Origin of the sequence: Shewanella aestuarii (genome assembly GCF_014647215.1) — a bacterium.
GTDB lineage: Bacteria > Pseudomonadota > Gammaproteobacteria > Enterobacterales > Shewanellaceae > Shewanella > Shewanella aestuarii.
In genome coordinates, this window is the sequence record NZ_BMOT01000013.1 from 31,420 (window position 1) to 44,943 (window position 13,524).

Here is a 13,524-nt window from a genome sequence, read left to right on the forward strand (position 1 = left end):
ATCCTGTTAGTTTATGTATTCATTGCTTACCTCACATTTTATCTATACCTAAAGTGGTATTTTCAGGTTCCGCTTATGGAATATGTTTTTTTACTGCTTTGTAATCAATGATTTTGCATTCAAGCTTTGCTCACTAGGATTTTTATGTCTTCAATTATTCAATCAACATCGGACGCGTTGATTGCGCCTTATCAGTCAAATATTACTGTGCCAAATTGGATGGTGAGTTCGATGGAAAAGGTCATGCAGTTTTATGTCGATAAAAACCTGCGCTTAGATACGATTTCCACAGACCGTATGCCCAAGCCTGTTGAAGGGCGCAAGTACATGTTGTACGCGCATATTCCGTTTTGCCATACCTTGTGCTCATTTTGTACCTTTCATCGTTTTTTATTCCGTGAAGACAAAGCGCGTGAATATTTTGTCGCATTGCGCAAAGAAATGCAGATGGCCAAGGATTTAGGTTATCAGTTTGACTCTATGTACATTGGTGGTGGCACAACGACGGTATTAGAAGATGAGCTAGCACGTACTATCGAGCATGCCAAAACCTTGTTTCCTGATATTAAAGAAGTGTCGTGCGAGTCAGATCCACAGCATTTGGCGAACCCTGAGTTTAGGCAATTGAAAGGCTTAGTGGACAGAATGTCCATTGGCGTACAAAGCTTTGATGACGGCATTTTAAAAATGACTGATCGTTTAGATAAATTTGGTACGGGTCAGCAAACATTTGACCGCATTATGGCGGCAAAAGAATTGTTTCCCATTATCAATGTGGATTTGATCTTTGGTTTTAGAGGTCAAACCGATGACGTTATTCAAGCGGATCTTGAGATGGCATCAAAGTTAGACCCAAGGCAAATTACAACCTATCCGCTGATGATCACCCATCAAACCCGTAAAAGTGTTAAGGGTACACTGGCCGCACCCCATGGCGAAATGATTAATCAATATCGCCAAATTTTGAATAAGTTGACGGGGCAATATACCCAATTGTCAGCCTGGGCTTTTGGTAAAACCAATGATGAAGGGTTTGACGAGTACGTTATTGATCATGATGAATATTTGGGTGTTGGTTCTGGATCATTTAGCTTTTTAAATGACACCTTATATGTGAATACTTTTTCATTAAAAAAGTACCAAGAGCGTATCGCCCAAGGGCGTATGGCGGTAGAGCAACAAAAGTATTATCACAAGAAAGAAGTGATGCAATATCGTTTCTTATTGGGCATGTTCTCTGGTCGATTATCACGCAAATATTTCCGCGATGAATTTGGGGTGAATTTAGATACCGCATTATTCAAAGAAATGAGCTCGATGAAGGCCATTGGCGCGATTAAAAACGATCCTGTGCATCCAGACCGTCTGATCGTCACCGATAATGGCAAAATGATGGGGTTACTAATGATGAAAGAATTTTACTCAGGCATGGATAATGTCAGAGCCCAACTGCGTAAACCATTAACCGAATTAGATATGTAGTTTTTGTGTAGTGATGCTACAAAATTAACGGCAACTTAGGTTGCCGTTTTTTTTATAAAGGGTAATCTTAAATGACTTCAATTAAGTAATTGTGTATTTATCATGGCTAATATTTTATTACTGGCGAATATCAATTGTGACCGCATTCTTCGACTGGATAAACCCTTGCAAACCGGTGGTCGTTTTCATTATCAAGATGGTGGTTTGCGGCTTGGCGGCGGCGGGGCTAATACGGGTTTAGGTTTGGTTTGGGCGCAGCATAATGTCTCTCTTGTGAGTCAAGTTGGCACCGATGAAATTGGCGACTGGATTGTCGCGCAGGCCAGTACCCAAGGATTAGATTGCCGAATGGTGCAACGTTTTAAGGGCAATACCTGTGAAATGTTGCTGGTGATGACCCCAGATGGTGAGCGCACCATTATTCGGCCACAAAGACCCATTTTTACGTTAGCAAAACAACCCAACTGGGCCAATTGGGACGCTTTTTATATCAATACGTCAGCGCTCGGAGCCGATACTTGGGCTCTTGCGGCCATGACACAGTCGAAAACGCTAGTTGTTGCGCAGTTAGCCAAAGATGAGCGCCCAAGACCTTGTCATGTGTTAATTGCTTCGATTACCGATATGCAAGGCCGTTGTGGGCAGGATTTGTGGGCGTTTGCCCAATCGATCAGTGGTGATAGCTTAAGATATTTTATCGTGACTGATGGTGAGCATGGCGCCAAAGTTTACCAGCAGTCTGGTTATCAGCATGTGCCAGCCATTGCCGCTGATGTGATAGATACAACGGGAGCTGGGGACAATTATGCCGCTGGGGTAATTCATGGCTTATGCAGCGGCGCAAGTATAACCGATGCGATGACAGAAGGGGCGCGCTGGGCAGCATTTGCGGTTGCTACGCCAAGTTCTGTACCTGGCGATAAATTAAAAGACTATCTTGCGGTTTAATTTTGTCATTTTATTGTCATAACATCCGCGTAATATGTTCTGTGTTGAAGCGTTAGTTGGCGCTTTACAGTCTTAAGCGTTTTTGTTCTGACTCTCAGCATGTTGAGCCTGAACTCCCCTTTTTCGATATTCTGCCTGACCATTTATTGGTGAGGCTTTTTTTTTGTATTTTTTTTAGGTACTTTGATGCTTCAAAGCAGATCTTGTTCAAGGATGTACTGAGTGAAAAATCGCATAGTTAATAAAATATCGGCGCTTTATTTAGGCGATCAGGTGCAAATGCACAGTGGTGTCGCCAGTTGTATTAATCAAAAGCATGCGGTGCAAAAACTGGCTGTGCAATTTGATCATGTGGTGGGTAATGCTGAGGCCGATCCTAAGCATCACGGGGGATTAGATAGGGTGTTACATCATTTTCCGCGTGAGCATTATGGCCAGTATCGTCGCTGGGATATGATGGCATCGTTTAAAGATGCTCCCGCAATGGGCGAAAATATCAGTACCGTTGGCTTGAATGAATCACAGGTCAATATTGGTGACATTATGCAAATTGGCGATGTTACCTTACAGGTTACCCAACCACGCTCCCCTTGTTTTAAGCTGAACTTACAATTTGGTCATCCTGAATTTGCCTTGGCGATGCAAAAAAGCAAAATGTGTGGTTGGTTTTATCGAGTATTATCAGAAGGTAATATTGGTTGCGATGATGCGATTTATCGTGTTGATCGCGTTTCAGATATTAGCGTTGCTCAAGCGATGCAAATATATTTTTTACCCACATTTGATGCTGAGCAATACCAACGTTTATTGCAATGTTCCGGGTTAGCTCAATCTTGGGTAAATTCATTAACTCGTCGTATCAGTCATCAATCGATTGAAGATTGGCAGATGCGCTTGTATGGTAAAGCAGAATAATCATCACAAGGACATTTCATGGAAGATTTACAATCCGTCAATCAAACAACTAATGATAAGCAAGCTAGGGATATGGGCGTGTTGGTGCATGCGTCCAGTTTTGCGGGTTATGTGATACCCATGGGCAGTATTTTAGGGCCATTAATTGTGTGGCTGATGAAGCGCGATGAGTTTGAATTTGCTAATCAGTGCGGCAAAAACTGCCTTAATTTTAAACTCAGTTTGTTTATTTATGTTTGTATTTCAGCAGTGCTCATGTTTGTAGGTATCGGCTTTATTTTACTCGGAGCCTTGGCGCTATTAGATATCATTTGCACTATTATCGCGATAATGAAAGCGACCGAAGGCGTGGCGTACCAATATCCGTTAACGATTAAGTTTTTTAAATAAACGTTAAATTTTATACCGAAATAAATAAAAAAATGCCGCAACCTTATACGAGGTTGCGGCATTTTAGTCTTTGCTGGCTGACGTTATACTTTAAAGCGCGCCACTAGCGTATCTAAGCGACTAGCCAGTTGGTTCAATGCTTTACTTGCCTGTGCCGCGGCCTGTGCCGTTTGTGCTGTACGTTGGGTAATGTCATTAATTTCGGTGACGTTACGGTTAATATCTTCCACTACCGTCGATTGCTCTTCCGTCGCAGCAGCGACCTGAATGTTCATGTCACTGATTGAGGCAATTTGCTGACTAATTCCGCTCAGTGAATTACTTGCTTCATCAACGGCTTGAACGCCTTCGCGTGAACGATTACGAGATTGCTCCATTGCTGTCACCGCGCGGCTGGCTTCAGATTGCAATTTATCAATCATAGTTTGCACTTCGTTGGTTGATGCTGCAGTGCGTGAGGCCAGGTTTCTGACTTCATCGGCAACCACTGCGAACCCTCGGCCCGCTTCACCAGCTCGTGCTGCTTCAATGGCGGCATTTAACGCAAGTAAGTTGGTTTGTTCTGAAATGGCGCGAATAACATCTAAAATACCGCCAATTGACTTTGTATGAGTAGCAAGAGACTCAATCACTTCGCCTACTTGGCCCACATCTTTAGATAGTTGATTAATAGTATTACGGGCACGGGTTACAACTTGTTGGCCTTCTGATGACTCAGAATCGGCTTCACGAGCCGTTACTGCTGCTTGTGCTGCATTACTGGCAATTTCATTAACCGTAGCGCCCATTTCATTAATGGCGGTTACCACCATGATGGTACGGTCTTTTTGTAAATGGCTGTCTTCTAATGTTTGCTGAGCTTGGTTAGAGACATCAATTGCTGATTTACCCAATTGCTCACTGGTTTGTGCCACTTCAATAACAGAGTCTTGGATTTTACTGATGAAGCTGTTAAATCCACGGGCAAGTTGAGCGATTTCATCTTCACCATTAACCGGTAAGCGCTGACGTAAGTCACCTTCACCCTCACCAATATTGCGGAACAGTTCAGCAACTTGGGCGATAGGGCGGCTTACCGACCCCGCAACGGCTATAGCAATGGCAATAAATAGTGCCGCAATAATGATGGTTGAAATCAAAATTTGGTAAGACGACTCTTTTAATAATGCAAAGACTTCCGCTTCAGGCACTTGCGCCACTAAATACCAGCCCATAGAGGGTAAATAGCTACTGGCGATCAGCGTTTGATTGTTGTCAGCTTCTGCTTTAATCAGGTTGAAATCATTTTTATTTAACAGCTGCTGGACGTTTACATTAGGATAAAGCTGATTTAAGTTTTTTTTGCCCATTAGGCTTTTGTCTTGGTGCAGTTTGACCTGACCCTCGGCATCTACAAGGTAAACAAAACCTGTGTCTTCAATTTTGAAAGACGCCAATAGGTTAACCATGTCATCAAGTGATTTGGCAAGTCCGACTAAGCCTCGGCCATTGGGTTGTTGATAATTGATGAACAGCTTTACTTCACCATTACTTTCAGTAAAGACATTGAGCATTTTTTCTTGGCGGCTGTCGCGATAATCAAAAAACCAGCCGTCTTGCTGCGGTGTTAATACCCGTAAAAATCCGTCTTGAGTGTAGTAAGCCGCAGTTTGTCTATCGGCATAAGACGCTTGTGCCAAATCATATTGACTGGCGACGTCATTTAACTGAGCAATCACAGCGCTTTCGTCACTTGCAGGGCGGCCCTGATCTAACCAATTAAGCAGCATTCTACTACTGGCAAGTTGCTCCGCTGCGTTCATCAACGAGCTGATATCCAAATCAATCTTGTTACGGATTTGCAGTAATATGCTTGGCATTTCAGAGGTTAACATACGTTCTTCGATCACATTCTTGGCGCTGCGCTGACTGAGCACACCGACTAAAATGGTTGAAAGCAGTACCGCGACGGTAACGGTAAGCAATATTTTCTGCTTGATGGTTAATTGGCTAAAAAAGTTCATGTAATACGCCTTGTTGCTGTAATTAATCTTTATCGGTCTGATAGACAAAAACTTAAATAAGCTTAGTCCATTAGACGAAAAAAACGCACAAATAATTGTGCGTTTATCATTTTGGCTAACTCCGGCAATCAAACAAGATTACATGTTTGGATAGTTTGGACCGCCACCACCTTCAGGTGTTACCCAAGTGATATTTTGACTTGGATCTTTAATGTCACAGGTCTTGCAGTGAATACAGTTTTGACCATTGATAACAAACTTTTTATTGCCAGCCTCTTCAACCACTTCATAAACACCAGCAGGACAATAGCGCTGAGCTGGTTCATCAAATTTAACCAGGTTAATGGCAATCGGCACACTCTTGTCTTTTAAGCGTAAATGACAAGGTTGATTTTCTTCATGGTACGTACTTGATAAGTATACCGATGAAAGCTTATCGAAACTGAGTTTTCCATCCGGTTTTGGATAGTCAATTTTGTTGTAATCGCTGGCTAATCCCATATTAGCATAGTCAGGAGTTTCATCTCTAAACGTGACAGGGAACTTACCACCAAACCAGTTTTGATCAATAAAGTTAAATGCGCCGCCGATTAAGGTGCCAAATTTATGTAATGCAGGGCCAAAATTGCGCGATTGATATAATTCTTCATGTAACCAGCTTTCTTCAAAGCGTGCTTGGAAACAATCTAAATCTTTACCGCCAGCTAGACCTGCTATCAAGCCTTCGCCTAAGGTTTTAGCGGCAATTATGCCACTCTTGATTGCAGTATGTGTGCCTTTGATTTTGGAAAAGTTTAATGTACCAGCATTACAACCAATGATCAGCCCGCCAGGAAAGCTCATTTTAGGTAATGAGTTTAACCCCCCTTTGGTAATCGCTCTAGCGCCATAGGATAAGCGCTCGCCACCGGTTAAGTATTGCGAGATAACGGGATGGGTTTTGTAACGCTGAAACTCATCAAATGGGCTTAAATGGGGGTTTTTGTAGTTCAAATCAATAATTAACCCAACGGCTACCTGGTTGTCTTCCATGTGATACATAAAGCCACCACCAGAAGACCCGTTGTTTAATGGCCAGCCCCCAGTGTGAACAACTTTACCTTGTTGGTGCTGTTCGGCGGGGATTTTCCAGATTTCTTTAAAACCTAGGCCGTAATGTTGTGGGGTTTTGCCATTGTCTAAATGATATTTTTCGATAAGCTGCTTGCCTAAGTGGCCTCGGCAACCTTCTGAGAATACGGTGTATTTAGCGTGCAATTCCATGCCAGGCATGTAACCGGCTTTAGGTTGACCGTCCTCACCAACACCCATGTCGCCAATTAAAATCCCTTTGACACTATTGTCATCATTAAATAGTAATTCGCTGGCGGCAAAACCGGGGAAAATCTCCACTCCCATGGCTTCCGCTCGTTCCGCTAACCAGCGCGCTAAATTACCCACACTGATAATATAATTACCATCATTGTGCATGGTTTTAGGTACTAAGCTGTTGGGAATTAAGCGTGATTGTGTATTAGAATTGAATAAATAAATCTCATCATGGGTAACTTGGGTTTTTACTGGCGAGTCAGTATCGCGCCAATCATCAAATAGCTCATCTAATACATCAGCCTGAAATACCGCACCCGAGAGAATGTGCGCGCCGACTTCGGAACCTTTTTCCACCACGCAGACGGTGATCTCTTTGTCTGCATCTTTTGATATTTGCATTAGACGACATGCGGTTGCTAATCCAGCAGGACCAGCGCCGACGATTACTACGTCGAACTCCATTGATTCGCGTTCCATCTTATCACCTTTAAATTGCCCGTTTTGTCGGGTTTATTGTTTTTATTACGACGAATAAACGATCGTTTTATCTTTTTACTAACCTTACCGCAAATTTATCCGCTAGCCCAGTATTTCAATCGATTTGATCATCGTGAGCCGAGTCACAAATCGTTGCTGAAATTGTCTTTATTCGTGACAAATTCAATAAAAGGGCTACTTGTCGGTTCAGTTTTAAGCCTATAATCAAGGCTGACGGTTCTCCGAGCTTTTTATCCTACGTCAGCAGATATGGGTATTTAGCCGTGGTAATAATGCCACCGGGGTGAGTAAAGAAATGCACTCACCTCCCACACTTGGAAAGGTTAACATGTCCCAACTACAAGACAGTTTTGGTCGAAAATTTCACTATTTGCGCATGTCAGTCACTGATGTGTGTAATTTCAAATGTACCTATTGCTTGCCTGATGGCTATCGCCCTGAGGGTAAACCCAGCTTTTTAACCTTGCCGGAAATTGAAAATCTGGTGGCGGCCTTTGGCGAGGTCGGTACCCAAAAAATTCGGATCACAGGTGGCGAGCCTACTCTGCGTAAAGACTTTACCGACATTGTGCGCATCGTTGCGGATAATCCGAATATCCACACAGTGGCGACCACGACCAATGGATATCGTTTAGAGAAAAATGCCAAAACTTGGTACGATGCCGGCTTAAGACGTATTAATGTGTCGGTGGATAGTTTAGATCCGCGGATGTTTTATCAAATCACAGGTGAAAACAAGTTTGATGAAGTCATGCGCGGTATTGATGCTGCTTTAGAGGCTGGATTTGAGCGGGTTAAAGTCAATGCGGTGTTATTGAAAGATCTAAACAGTAAAGATTTACCGCGTTTTCTACACTGGATAAAACACACACCTATTGATTTGCGTTTTATTGAGCTAATGGAGACGGGCTTAGGCCATGATTATTTCAAAGCTCACCACTTAGCCGGTGCTGATATTAAAGCGCGTTTGATAGCTGAAGGTTGGTTGCATGATAGGCCAAGTGTTGATGACGGTCCTGCACAAAATTTTAGTCGACCAGATTACCAAGGCCGTATCGGCCTGATTATGCCTTACGCAAAAGACTTTTGCGCCAGCTGTAATCGCCTACGTGTTTCCGCTAAAGGTAAACTGCATTTATGTTTGTTTACTGAAAACGGTTTAGATTTGCGTGATTTATTGCAACATGCTGATCAACGTCCTGAGCTTATTGCACGTTTGCACGGTCAACTGGCGCAAAAAGAACAAACCCATTATTTACATCAAGGGATCACAGGTGTGACTCAGCACCTTGCATCTATTGGTGGTTAGTTTTATTTCCCTCTCAAAGATAAAGGCTTTAATTCATGAGCAATGTATTTACCCACATTAATGCTGATGGCAATGCCCATATGGTCGATGTCACTGAAAAAGCGGTTACCGAGCGTGAAGCACGCGCGGAAGCATTTATTGAAATGGCACCAGCAACCCTTGAAATGATCATGAGTGGCAGCCATCACAAAGGTGATGTTTTTGCTACTGCTCGCATTGCGGGTATTCAAGCGGCTAAAAAGACTTCGGATCTTATTCCTCTTTGTCATCCATTAATGTTAACCAAAGTAGAAGTTGATTTGGTGGCTGAACCTGAGTTTAACCGTGTCCGCATTAACAGCTTATGTAAGTTATCAGGTAAAACCGGTGTTGAAATGGAGGCGTTAACCGCCGCTTCAGTTGCCGCGCTGACGATTTATGACATGTGTAAAGCCGTGCAAAAAGATATGCTAATTTCACAGGTTAGATTACTGGAAAAGCGGGGCGGTAAGTCTGGTCATTTCAAAGTGTAATGCTAAGGTTAGGTTGTGATTACACGCTCGACCATATTGTATTCAATCAGTTATATACAGTGAAGAGAAACCCTATGATCCAAGTATTATTTTTTGCTCAGGTTCGTGAGTTATTGGGCACCGCCAACTTAGCGTTTTGTGCCGATGACATCACCACCACTGAATCCTTAAGAGCCGCATTAGCAGCACAAGACGACAAATGGGCTAAGGTTATGTCATCTGACAAGTTATTGGTGGCGGTTAATCAAACCATGAGTCATTGGGATACTGAAGTGGCTGATGGTGATGAAGTCGCATTTTTCCCTCCGGTAACTGGAGGTTAATGGTAATGAAAACAGCAAACATCCGTGTCCAAACGGCAGATTTTAATGTCGCTGAAGAATACGCTTTATTGGCAAGTGATAACAGCGACGGCGCTGTGGTGAATTTTGTGGGTAAAGTGCGTGACTTTAATGATGGTAACCCAGTCAGCGATTTAACCTTAGAGCACTACCCTGGAATGACTGAAGCGGTATTGCAACAAATTACCGAGCAAGCGCATGCTCGCTGGCCATTAAATTATGTCACCATTATTCACCGTGTTGGCACTATGGCTTTAGGTGAGCAAATTGTGTTTATCGGTGTGACGAGTGCGCATCGCAAAGCCGCATTTGCAGCATGTGAGTTTTTGATCGATTTTTTGAAAACCAAAGCGCCTTTTTGGAAGTTAGAAGCGGGCGATAGCGGTAGTCACTGGGTTGATGCCCGTGACAGTGATGAACAAGCCGCCAAAATGTGGCAACCGTAACCTTGTATGATGACCTTATTTGATATGGTTTATGGTTTTTGGCCACGAAAACTAGCCTATGCGAAATGGTCAATCCGAGTAAATCCAAAACTTGCCCTATTATTGATGCTGGTAGGTTGTTTGATGCAGCCTAACTTTGCTTTTTCCTCTTCAAATCCGCCTATTGCCGTTGCGGCCAACGTTAAGTTTGCTATGGATGAAATTGCCGCCCAGTTTACCCAAGATACGGGAATGTCGGTGCGGTTGAGTTATGGTTCATCGGGCAATTTTGTTTCGCAAATTCAGCATGGCGCCCCATTTGAGTTATTATTGAGTGCTGATGAGTTTTACCCTAATCAATTAGTTAAAGCAGGATTCACCCAAGACGAAGGGCTGATTTATGCGATGGGGCGTTTAGCTATTGCGGCTGCGAAAAGTTCACCACTAGCATTGGACGGTCAGTTGCTTGGGGTAAAAGAATTAATTGGATTGGGAAAATTAAAACGCTTTGCTATTGCTAATCCAGCCCATGCGCCCTATGGCGAGCGAGCGCAACAGGTATTAGCTACACAAGGTTTGTGGCAGGCGATTGAGCCTCATATCATTCTGGGTGAAAACGCCTCACAAGCAGCGCAGTTTGCGGTAAGTGGCTCTACTCAGGGCGGTATCGTGCCCTTGTCACTGGTGTTAACACCAAACTTTGCGCGAATTGGCCAATATGCAGCCATTGATGACGCGCTTTATCAGCCAATAAAACAACGAATGGTGTTAATGAAACAGGCCTCGACAACGGCGGTCGATTTTTATCGCTACATGCAAACTCCAGAGGCACAAACCATTTTAATTAAGTACGGTTTTCATGTGCCAGCAGCCACAAAAACCTCTGTAATACATCACACATTATCTGCGCCAACGGGGAATAAATAGTATGGATTGGCAGGCAATGTGGTTATCTGTAAAACTCAGTAGCGTGACGGTGTTGTTACTGATCCCGCTGGCACTGATTGTTGGTAGGGCATTGGCTTACCACCAGTTTAAAGGCAAGTCTTGGGTTGAAGCGCTGATTATGGTGCCACTAGTGCTGCCGCCTACGGTGGTAGGTTATTACCTGTTGGTGGGTATGGGTAATCAAAGCTGGCTAGGGCAATGGGTCGAGCGACTAACTGGGCAGCAACTGGTGTTTCACTTTTCAGGTTTAGTTATTGCGTCTATTTTGGTTAATATTCCTTTTGCGGTGCAGCCTATTCAACGGGCCTTTGAAACCATTCCTAAAGATGTACGCGATGCCGCGGCATGTTGTGGCATGAGCCGGCTGACCCTGTTTTTTAAAGTTGAACTGCCTATGGTTTGGCCTGGAGTATTAACGGCATTAGTTTTGTGTTTTTCTCATGTGTTGGGTGAGTTTGGCGTGGTGTTGATGTTAGGTGGCAATATTGCAGGCGAAACTAAAACAATCTCGATTGCTATTTACGACAGCGTGCAAGCATTTGATTTTGACGGTGCAGGGACTATGTCATTCGTGCTGTTATTGTTTGCGATCAGTGCATTGGCACTGACCACTAGCCTTTCTAGGCGATTAGGAGGCCACCTTGGTCACTCAAGTCGCTGATCTAAAATGTGATATATCACAGCAATCGCCGATACCTTTAGAAGCACATTTTCATTGTAAAGCCGGTGAAATGCTCGCGGTTGTCGGTCCCTCTGGCGGCGGTAAAACCACATTACTGAGAATGATTGCCGGGTTAAGTCAGCCCCAATCAGGAAACGTTACTTACGGTGACAATGTCTGGTTTGATAGTCAGCAACAAATTCACCAAACCCCACAGCAGCGCCATATTGGTTACGTGCCGCAACATTTTGGCTTATTCCCACATTTAACCGCGATGCAAAATGTGATGGCGGGATTAGATCATGTGCCAAAATCGCAGCGTAAACAGCGTGCCTTAGCGTGGCTTGAAAGAGTAAATCTTGATGGCTTGCCTGATAGGCTGCCTGCGAACCTGTCGGGGGGACAAAGGCAACGAGTGGCTTTAGCCAGGGCATTGGCGCGCGAACCTTCGGTGTTATTGCTTGATGAGCCTTTCTCTGCGGTAGACAGAGAAACCCGCGAACGGTTATACATTGAGTTGGCGAGATTGAAATCGCAGTTAGCGATCCCGGTGATCATGGTCACCCATGATATTCATGAGGCACAGTTATTAGCTGACCGGATGATTTTAATCAGTCAGGGACAAATGCTGCAACAAGGTCGACCATTTGAGGTGATGTCGCATCCTCGCAATGAGGCTGTTGCCAGACAAATGGGGCTACGTAATATTTTTGATGCCACGGTTGTCTCCCAAGAAGAGGGACGGGAAATGACTTGGCTGACATTTGGACATAATCAAATTGCTACCGAAAATGCGCCTAAGATGTCTGTTGGGCAACAGATCCGCTGGGTTATCCCTAATCAGGGGATCCGCTTTAACGCTATTACCAGTGGTCGATTATGCAAAAGCATCAATAAGCTTGATGTTGAAATTGAATCTTTGTTAGTGATGGGGGAAATGGTGCGAGTGATTGCTCGAATCGCAGGAGTTGAACAGGTGATTAATGCCGATATTCCGCTTCATCTTTGTCATAAATTAGCTTTAACACAAGGCCAAAAAACAACCTTGGCATTGAAGTCTGACCAAATTCATATTTTACAGGCTTAACCTTAATTCTCCACTTCACTTCGTAGTACAAGTTTATTGCCTATGAGTGCCCTAATAATCTGCGGTTTATAAGATTGCATGATCAATTATTAATCTTAGATTTCTTGGGTCTTGAGTGGGACTTAGGTAAAGTATACCAGTACGCATTCTTTTAAATTTGAGGCTTAAAATGGTTCGGTTGCTTGTCGCACTGTGCTTGTTTCCATTGGTATCTTTGGCTGCTCCATCGATCCAATCATTAGTATCCCAGGAAGGCTTATTAACGCCAATTTCTGTTATGGAAAATTGGGAACAACAAGAACAGGGTACCCTGTGTGGTTTTGGCCTCGATATCGACAACGAGCAATTAGTGTACTTACTTTCAGCCATTAATCCTGATTCAAAACGAGTTTATCAATTTGAATACAACGCGCTAGATGGTGCGTTACTCGACAAGAGTAGTCAGCCCTATGAAAGCAATAGCATTGAACAGCTTCATGCCATAAGCCTGATGCGTGAGAAAAATATTTCATTTTCATCTTTAGTTAGTCTTGCGATTCAAAATCAGAATGGATTTTTACTTCAAGCAGACTTAGACCACGACTTATCAATAAGTTATCTCGAACTTCAAATACTCAATAATGAAGCTAAAAAAGTGATTGCTTTTGATATTGAGAATCTCCGTCCATTACCACTACTTAAATGGGATTAATTG

Annotated in this window: 14 protein-coding genes and 1 riboswitch; of the genes, 12 read left to right on the forward strand and 2 right to left on the reverse strand. The window is 43.4% G+C overall.

What is annotated here, in order from left to right:
* Nucleotides 1-144 precede the first annotated feature (144 nt).
* From IEY03_RS15540 to IEY03_RS15555, 4 genes are all read left to right on the forward strand, one after another.
* Entirely contained in the window at nt 145-1,482 is a 1,338-nt protein-coding gene (locus tag IEY03_RS15540) for a coproporphyrinogen III oxidase family protein (protein ID WP_188843379.1), read from the forward strand.
* A 102-nt stretch (nt 1,483-1,584) separates the two neighbouring features.
* Entirely contained in the window at nt 1,585-2,430 is an 846-nt protein-coding gene (locus IEY03_RS15545) for a PfkB family carbohydrate kinase (RefSeq protein ID WP_188843381.1), read from the forward strand.
* A 222-nt stretch (nt 2,431-2,652) separates the two neighbouring features.
* Nucleotides 2,653-3,345, forward strand: a complete 693-nt coding sequence (locus IEY03_RS15550; RefSeq protein WP_188843383.1) for an MOSC domain-containing protein — start codon at nt 2,653-2,655, stop codon at nt 3,343-3,345.
* A gap of 18 nt (nt 3,346-3,363) precedes the next feature.
* Nucleotides 3,364-3,735: a DUF4870 domain-containing protein gene (locus IEY03_RS15555; protein WP_229778360.1), complete on the forward strand. Its 372-nt coding sequence runs from the start codon at nt 3,364-3,366 to the stop codon at nt 3,733-3,735.
* 83 nt (nt 3,736-3,818) lie between these two features.
* Here IEY03_RS15555 and IEY03_RS15560 read toward each other — a convergent pair whose 3' ends face one another.
* Both IEY03_RS15560 and IEY03_RS15565 read right to left on the reverse strand, forming a co-directional pair.
* Entirely contained in the window at nt 3,819-5,738 is a 1,920-nt protein-coding gene (locus IEY03_RS15560; protein WP_188843385.1) for a methyl-accepting chemotaxis protein, read from the reverse strand.
* A gap of 138 nt (nt 5,739-5,876) precedes the next feature.
* Nucleotides 5,877-7,526: an electron transfer flavoprotein-ubiquinone oxidoreductase gene (locus IEY03_RS15565; RefSeq protein ID WP_188843387.1), complete on the reverse strand. Its 1,650-nt coding sequence runs from the start codon at nt 7,524-7,526 to the stop codon at nt 5,877-5,879.
* Between the two features lie 228 nt (nt 7,527-7,754).
* Nucleotides 7,755-7,888, forward strand: a riboswitch (molybdenum cofactor riboswitch).
* Here IEY03_RS15565 and moaA point away from each other — a divergent pair.
* From moaA to IEY03_RS15605, 8 genes are all read left to right on the forward strand, one after another.
* Nucleotides 7,876-8,856: a GTP 3',8-cyclase MoaA gene (gene moaA, locus IEY03_RS15570; RefSeq protein ID WP_188843389.1), complete on the forward strand. Its 981-nt coding sequence runs from the start codon at nt 7,876-7,878 to the stop codon at nt 8,854-8,856. It overlaps the preceding riboswitch by 13 nt.
* 35 nt (nt 8,857-8,891) lie before the next feature.
* The gene (moaC, locus tag IEY03_RS15575; RefSeq protein ID WP_188843391.1) at nt 8,892-9,368 is read left to right on the forward strand and encodes a cyclic pyranopterin monophosphate synthase MoaC; all 477 of its coding nucleotides are present in this window, start codon (nt 8,892-8,894) and stop codon (nt 9,366-9,368) included.
* A 74-nt stretch (nt 9,369-9,442) separates the two neighbouring features.
* The gene (moaD, locus tag IEY03_RS15580; protein WP_188843393.1) at nt 9,443-9,691 is read left to right on the forward strand and encodes a molybdopterin synthase sulfur carrier subunit; all 249 of its coding nucleotides are present in this window, start codon (nt 9,443-9,445) and stop codon (nt 9,689-9,691) included.
* Nucleotides 9,692-9,696: 5 nt separating this feature from the next.
* Nucleotides 9,697-10,155 (forward strand): molybdopterin synthase catalytic subunit MoaE, encoded by a 459-nt coding sequence (moaE, locus tag IEY03_RS15585; RefSeq protein ID WP_188843395.1) that lies wholly within the window; start codon nt 9,697-9,699, stop codon nt 10,153-10,155.
* Between the two features lie 105 nt (nt 10,156-10,260).
* The gene (gene modA / locus IEY03_RS15590) at nt 10,261-11,061 is read left to right on the forward strand and encodes a molybdate ABC transporter substrate-binding protein (protein WP_188843474.1); all 801 of its coding nucleotides are present in this window, start codon (nt 10,261-10,263) and stop codon (nt 11,059-11,061) included.
* 1 nt (nt 11,062) lies between these two features.
* Entirely contained in the window at nt 11,063-11,743 is a 681-nt protein-coding gene (gene modB / locus IEY03_RS15595; RefSeq protein ID WP_188843397.1) for a molybdate ABC transporter permease subunit, read from the forward strand.
* Nucleotides 11,724-12,830 (forward strand): ABC transporter ATP-binding protein, encoded by a 1,107-nt coding sequence (locus tag IEY03_RS15600; RefSeq protein ID WP_188843399.1) that lies wholly within the window; start codon nt 11,724-11,726, stop codon nt 12,828-12,830. The genes modB and IEY03_RS15600 overlap by 20 nt, the downstream gene beginning before the upstream one ends.
* 169 nt (nt 12,831-12,999) lie before the next feature.
* Complete coding sequence (locus IEY03_RS15605) at nt 13,000-13,521, forward strand: hypothetical protein (protein WP_188843401.1); 522 nt, start codon at nt 13,000-13,002, stop codon at nt 13,519-13,521.
* Nucleotides 13,522-13,524: the final 3 nt, after the last annotated feature.

Bases quoted from the DNA above. Each gene is read 5' to 3' on its own strand.
- IEY03_RS15555 (WP_229778360.1), top strand. From the start codon at position 3,364: ATGGAAGATTTACAATCCGTCAATCAAACAACTAATGATAAGCAAGCT.
- IEY03_RS15605 (WP_188843401.1), top strand. From the start codon at position 13,000: ATGGTTCGGTTGCTTGTCGCACTGTGCTTGTTTCCATTGGTATCTTTG.
- moaE (WP_188843395.1), top strand. From the start codon at position 9,697: ATGAAAACAGCAAACATCCGTGTCCAAACGGCAGATTTTAATGTCGCT.
- moaA (WP_188843389.1), top strand. From the start codon at position 7,876: ATGTCCCAACTACAAGACAGTTTTGGTCGAAAATTTCACTATTTGCGC.
- IEY03_RS15565 (WP_188843387.1), bottom strand. From the start codon at position 7,526: ATGGAACGCGAATCAATGGAGTTCGACGTAGTAATCGTCGGCGCTGGT.
- IEY03_RS15540 (WP_188843379.1), top strand. From the start codon at position 145: ATGTCTTCAATTATTCAATCAACATCGGACGCGTTGATTGCGCCTTAT.
- modB (WP_188843397.1), top strand. From the start codon at position 11,063: ATGGATTGGCAGGCAATGTGGTTATCTGTAAAACTCAGTAGCGTGACG.
- moaD (WP_188843393.1), top strand. From the start codon at position 9,443: ATGATCCAAGTATTATTTTTTGCTCAGGTTCGTGAGTTATTGGGCACC.
- modA (WP_188843474.1), top strand. From the start codon at position 10,261: ATGCTGGTAGGTTGTTTGATGCAGCCTAACTTTGCTTTTTCCTCTTCA.
- IEY03_RS15545 (WP_188843381.1), top strand. From the start codon at position 1,585: ATGGCTAATATTTTATTACTGGCGAATATCAATTGTGACCGCATTCTT.
- moaC (WP_188843391.1), top strand. From the start codon at position 8,892: ATGAGCAATGTATTTACCCACATTAATGCTGATGGCAATGCCCATATG.
- IEY03_RS15560 (WP_188843385.1), bottom strand. From the start codon at position 5,738: ATGAACTTTTTTAGCCAATTAACCATCAAGCAGAAAATATTGCTTACC.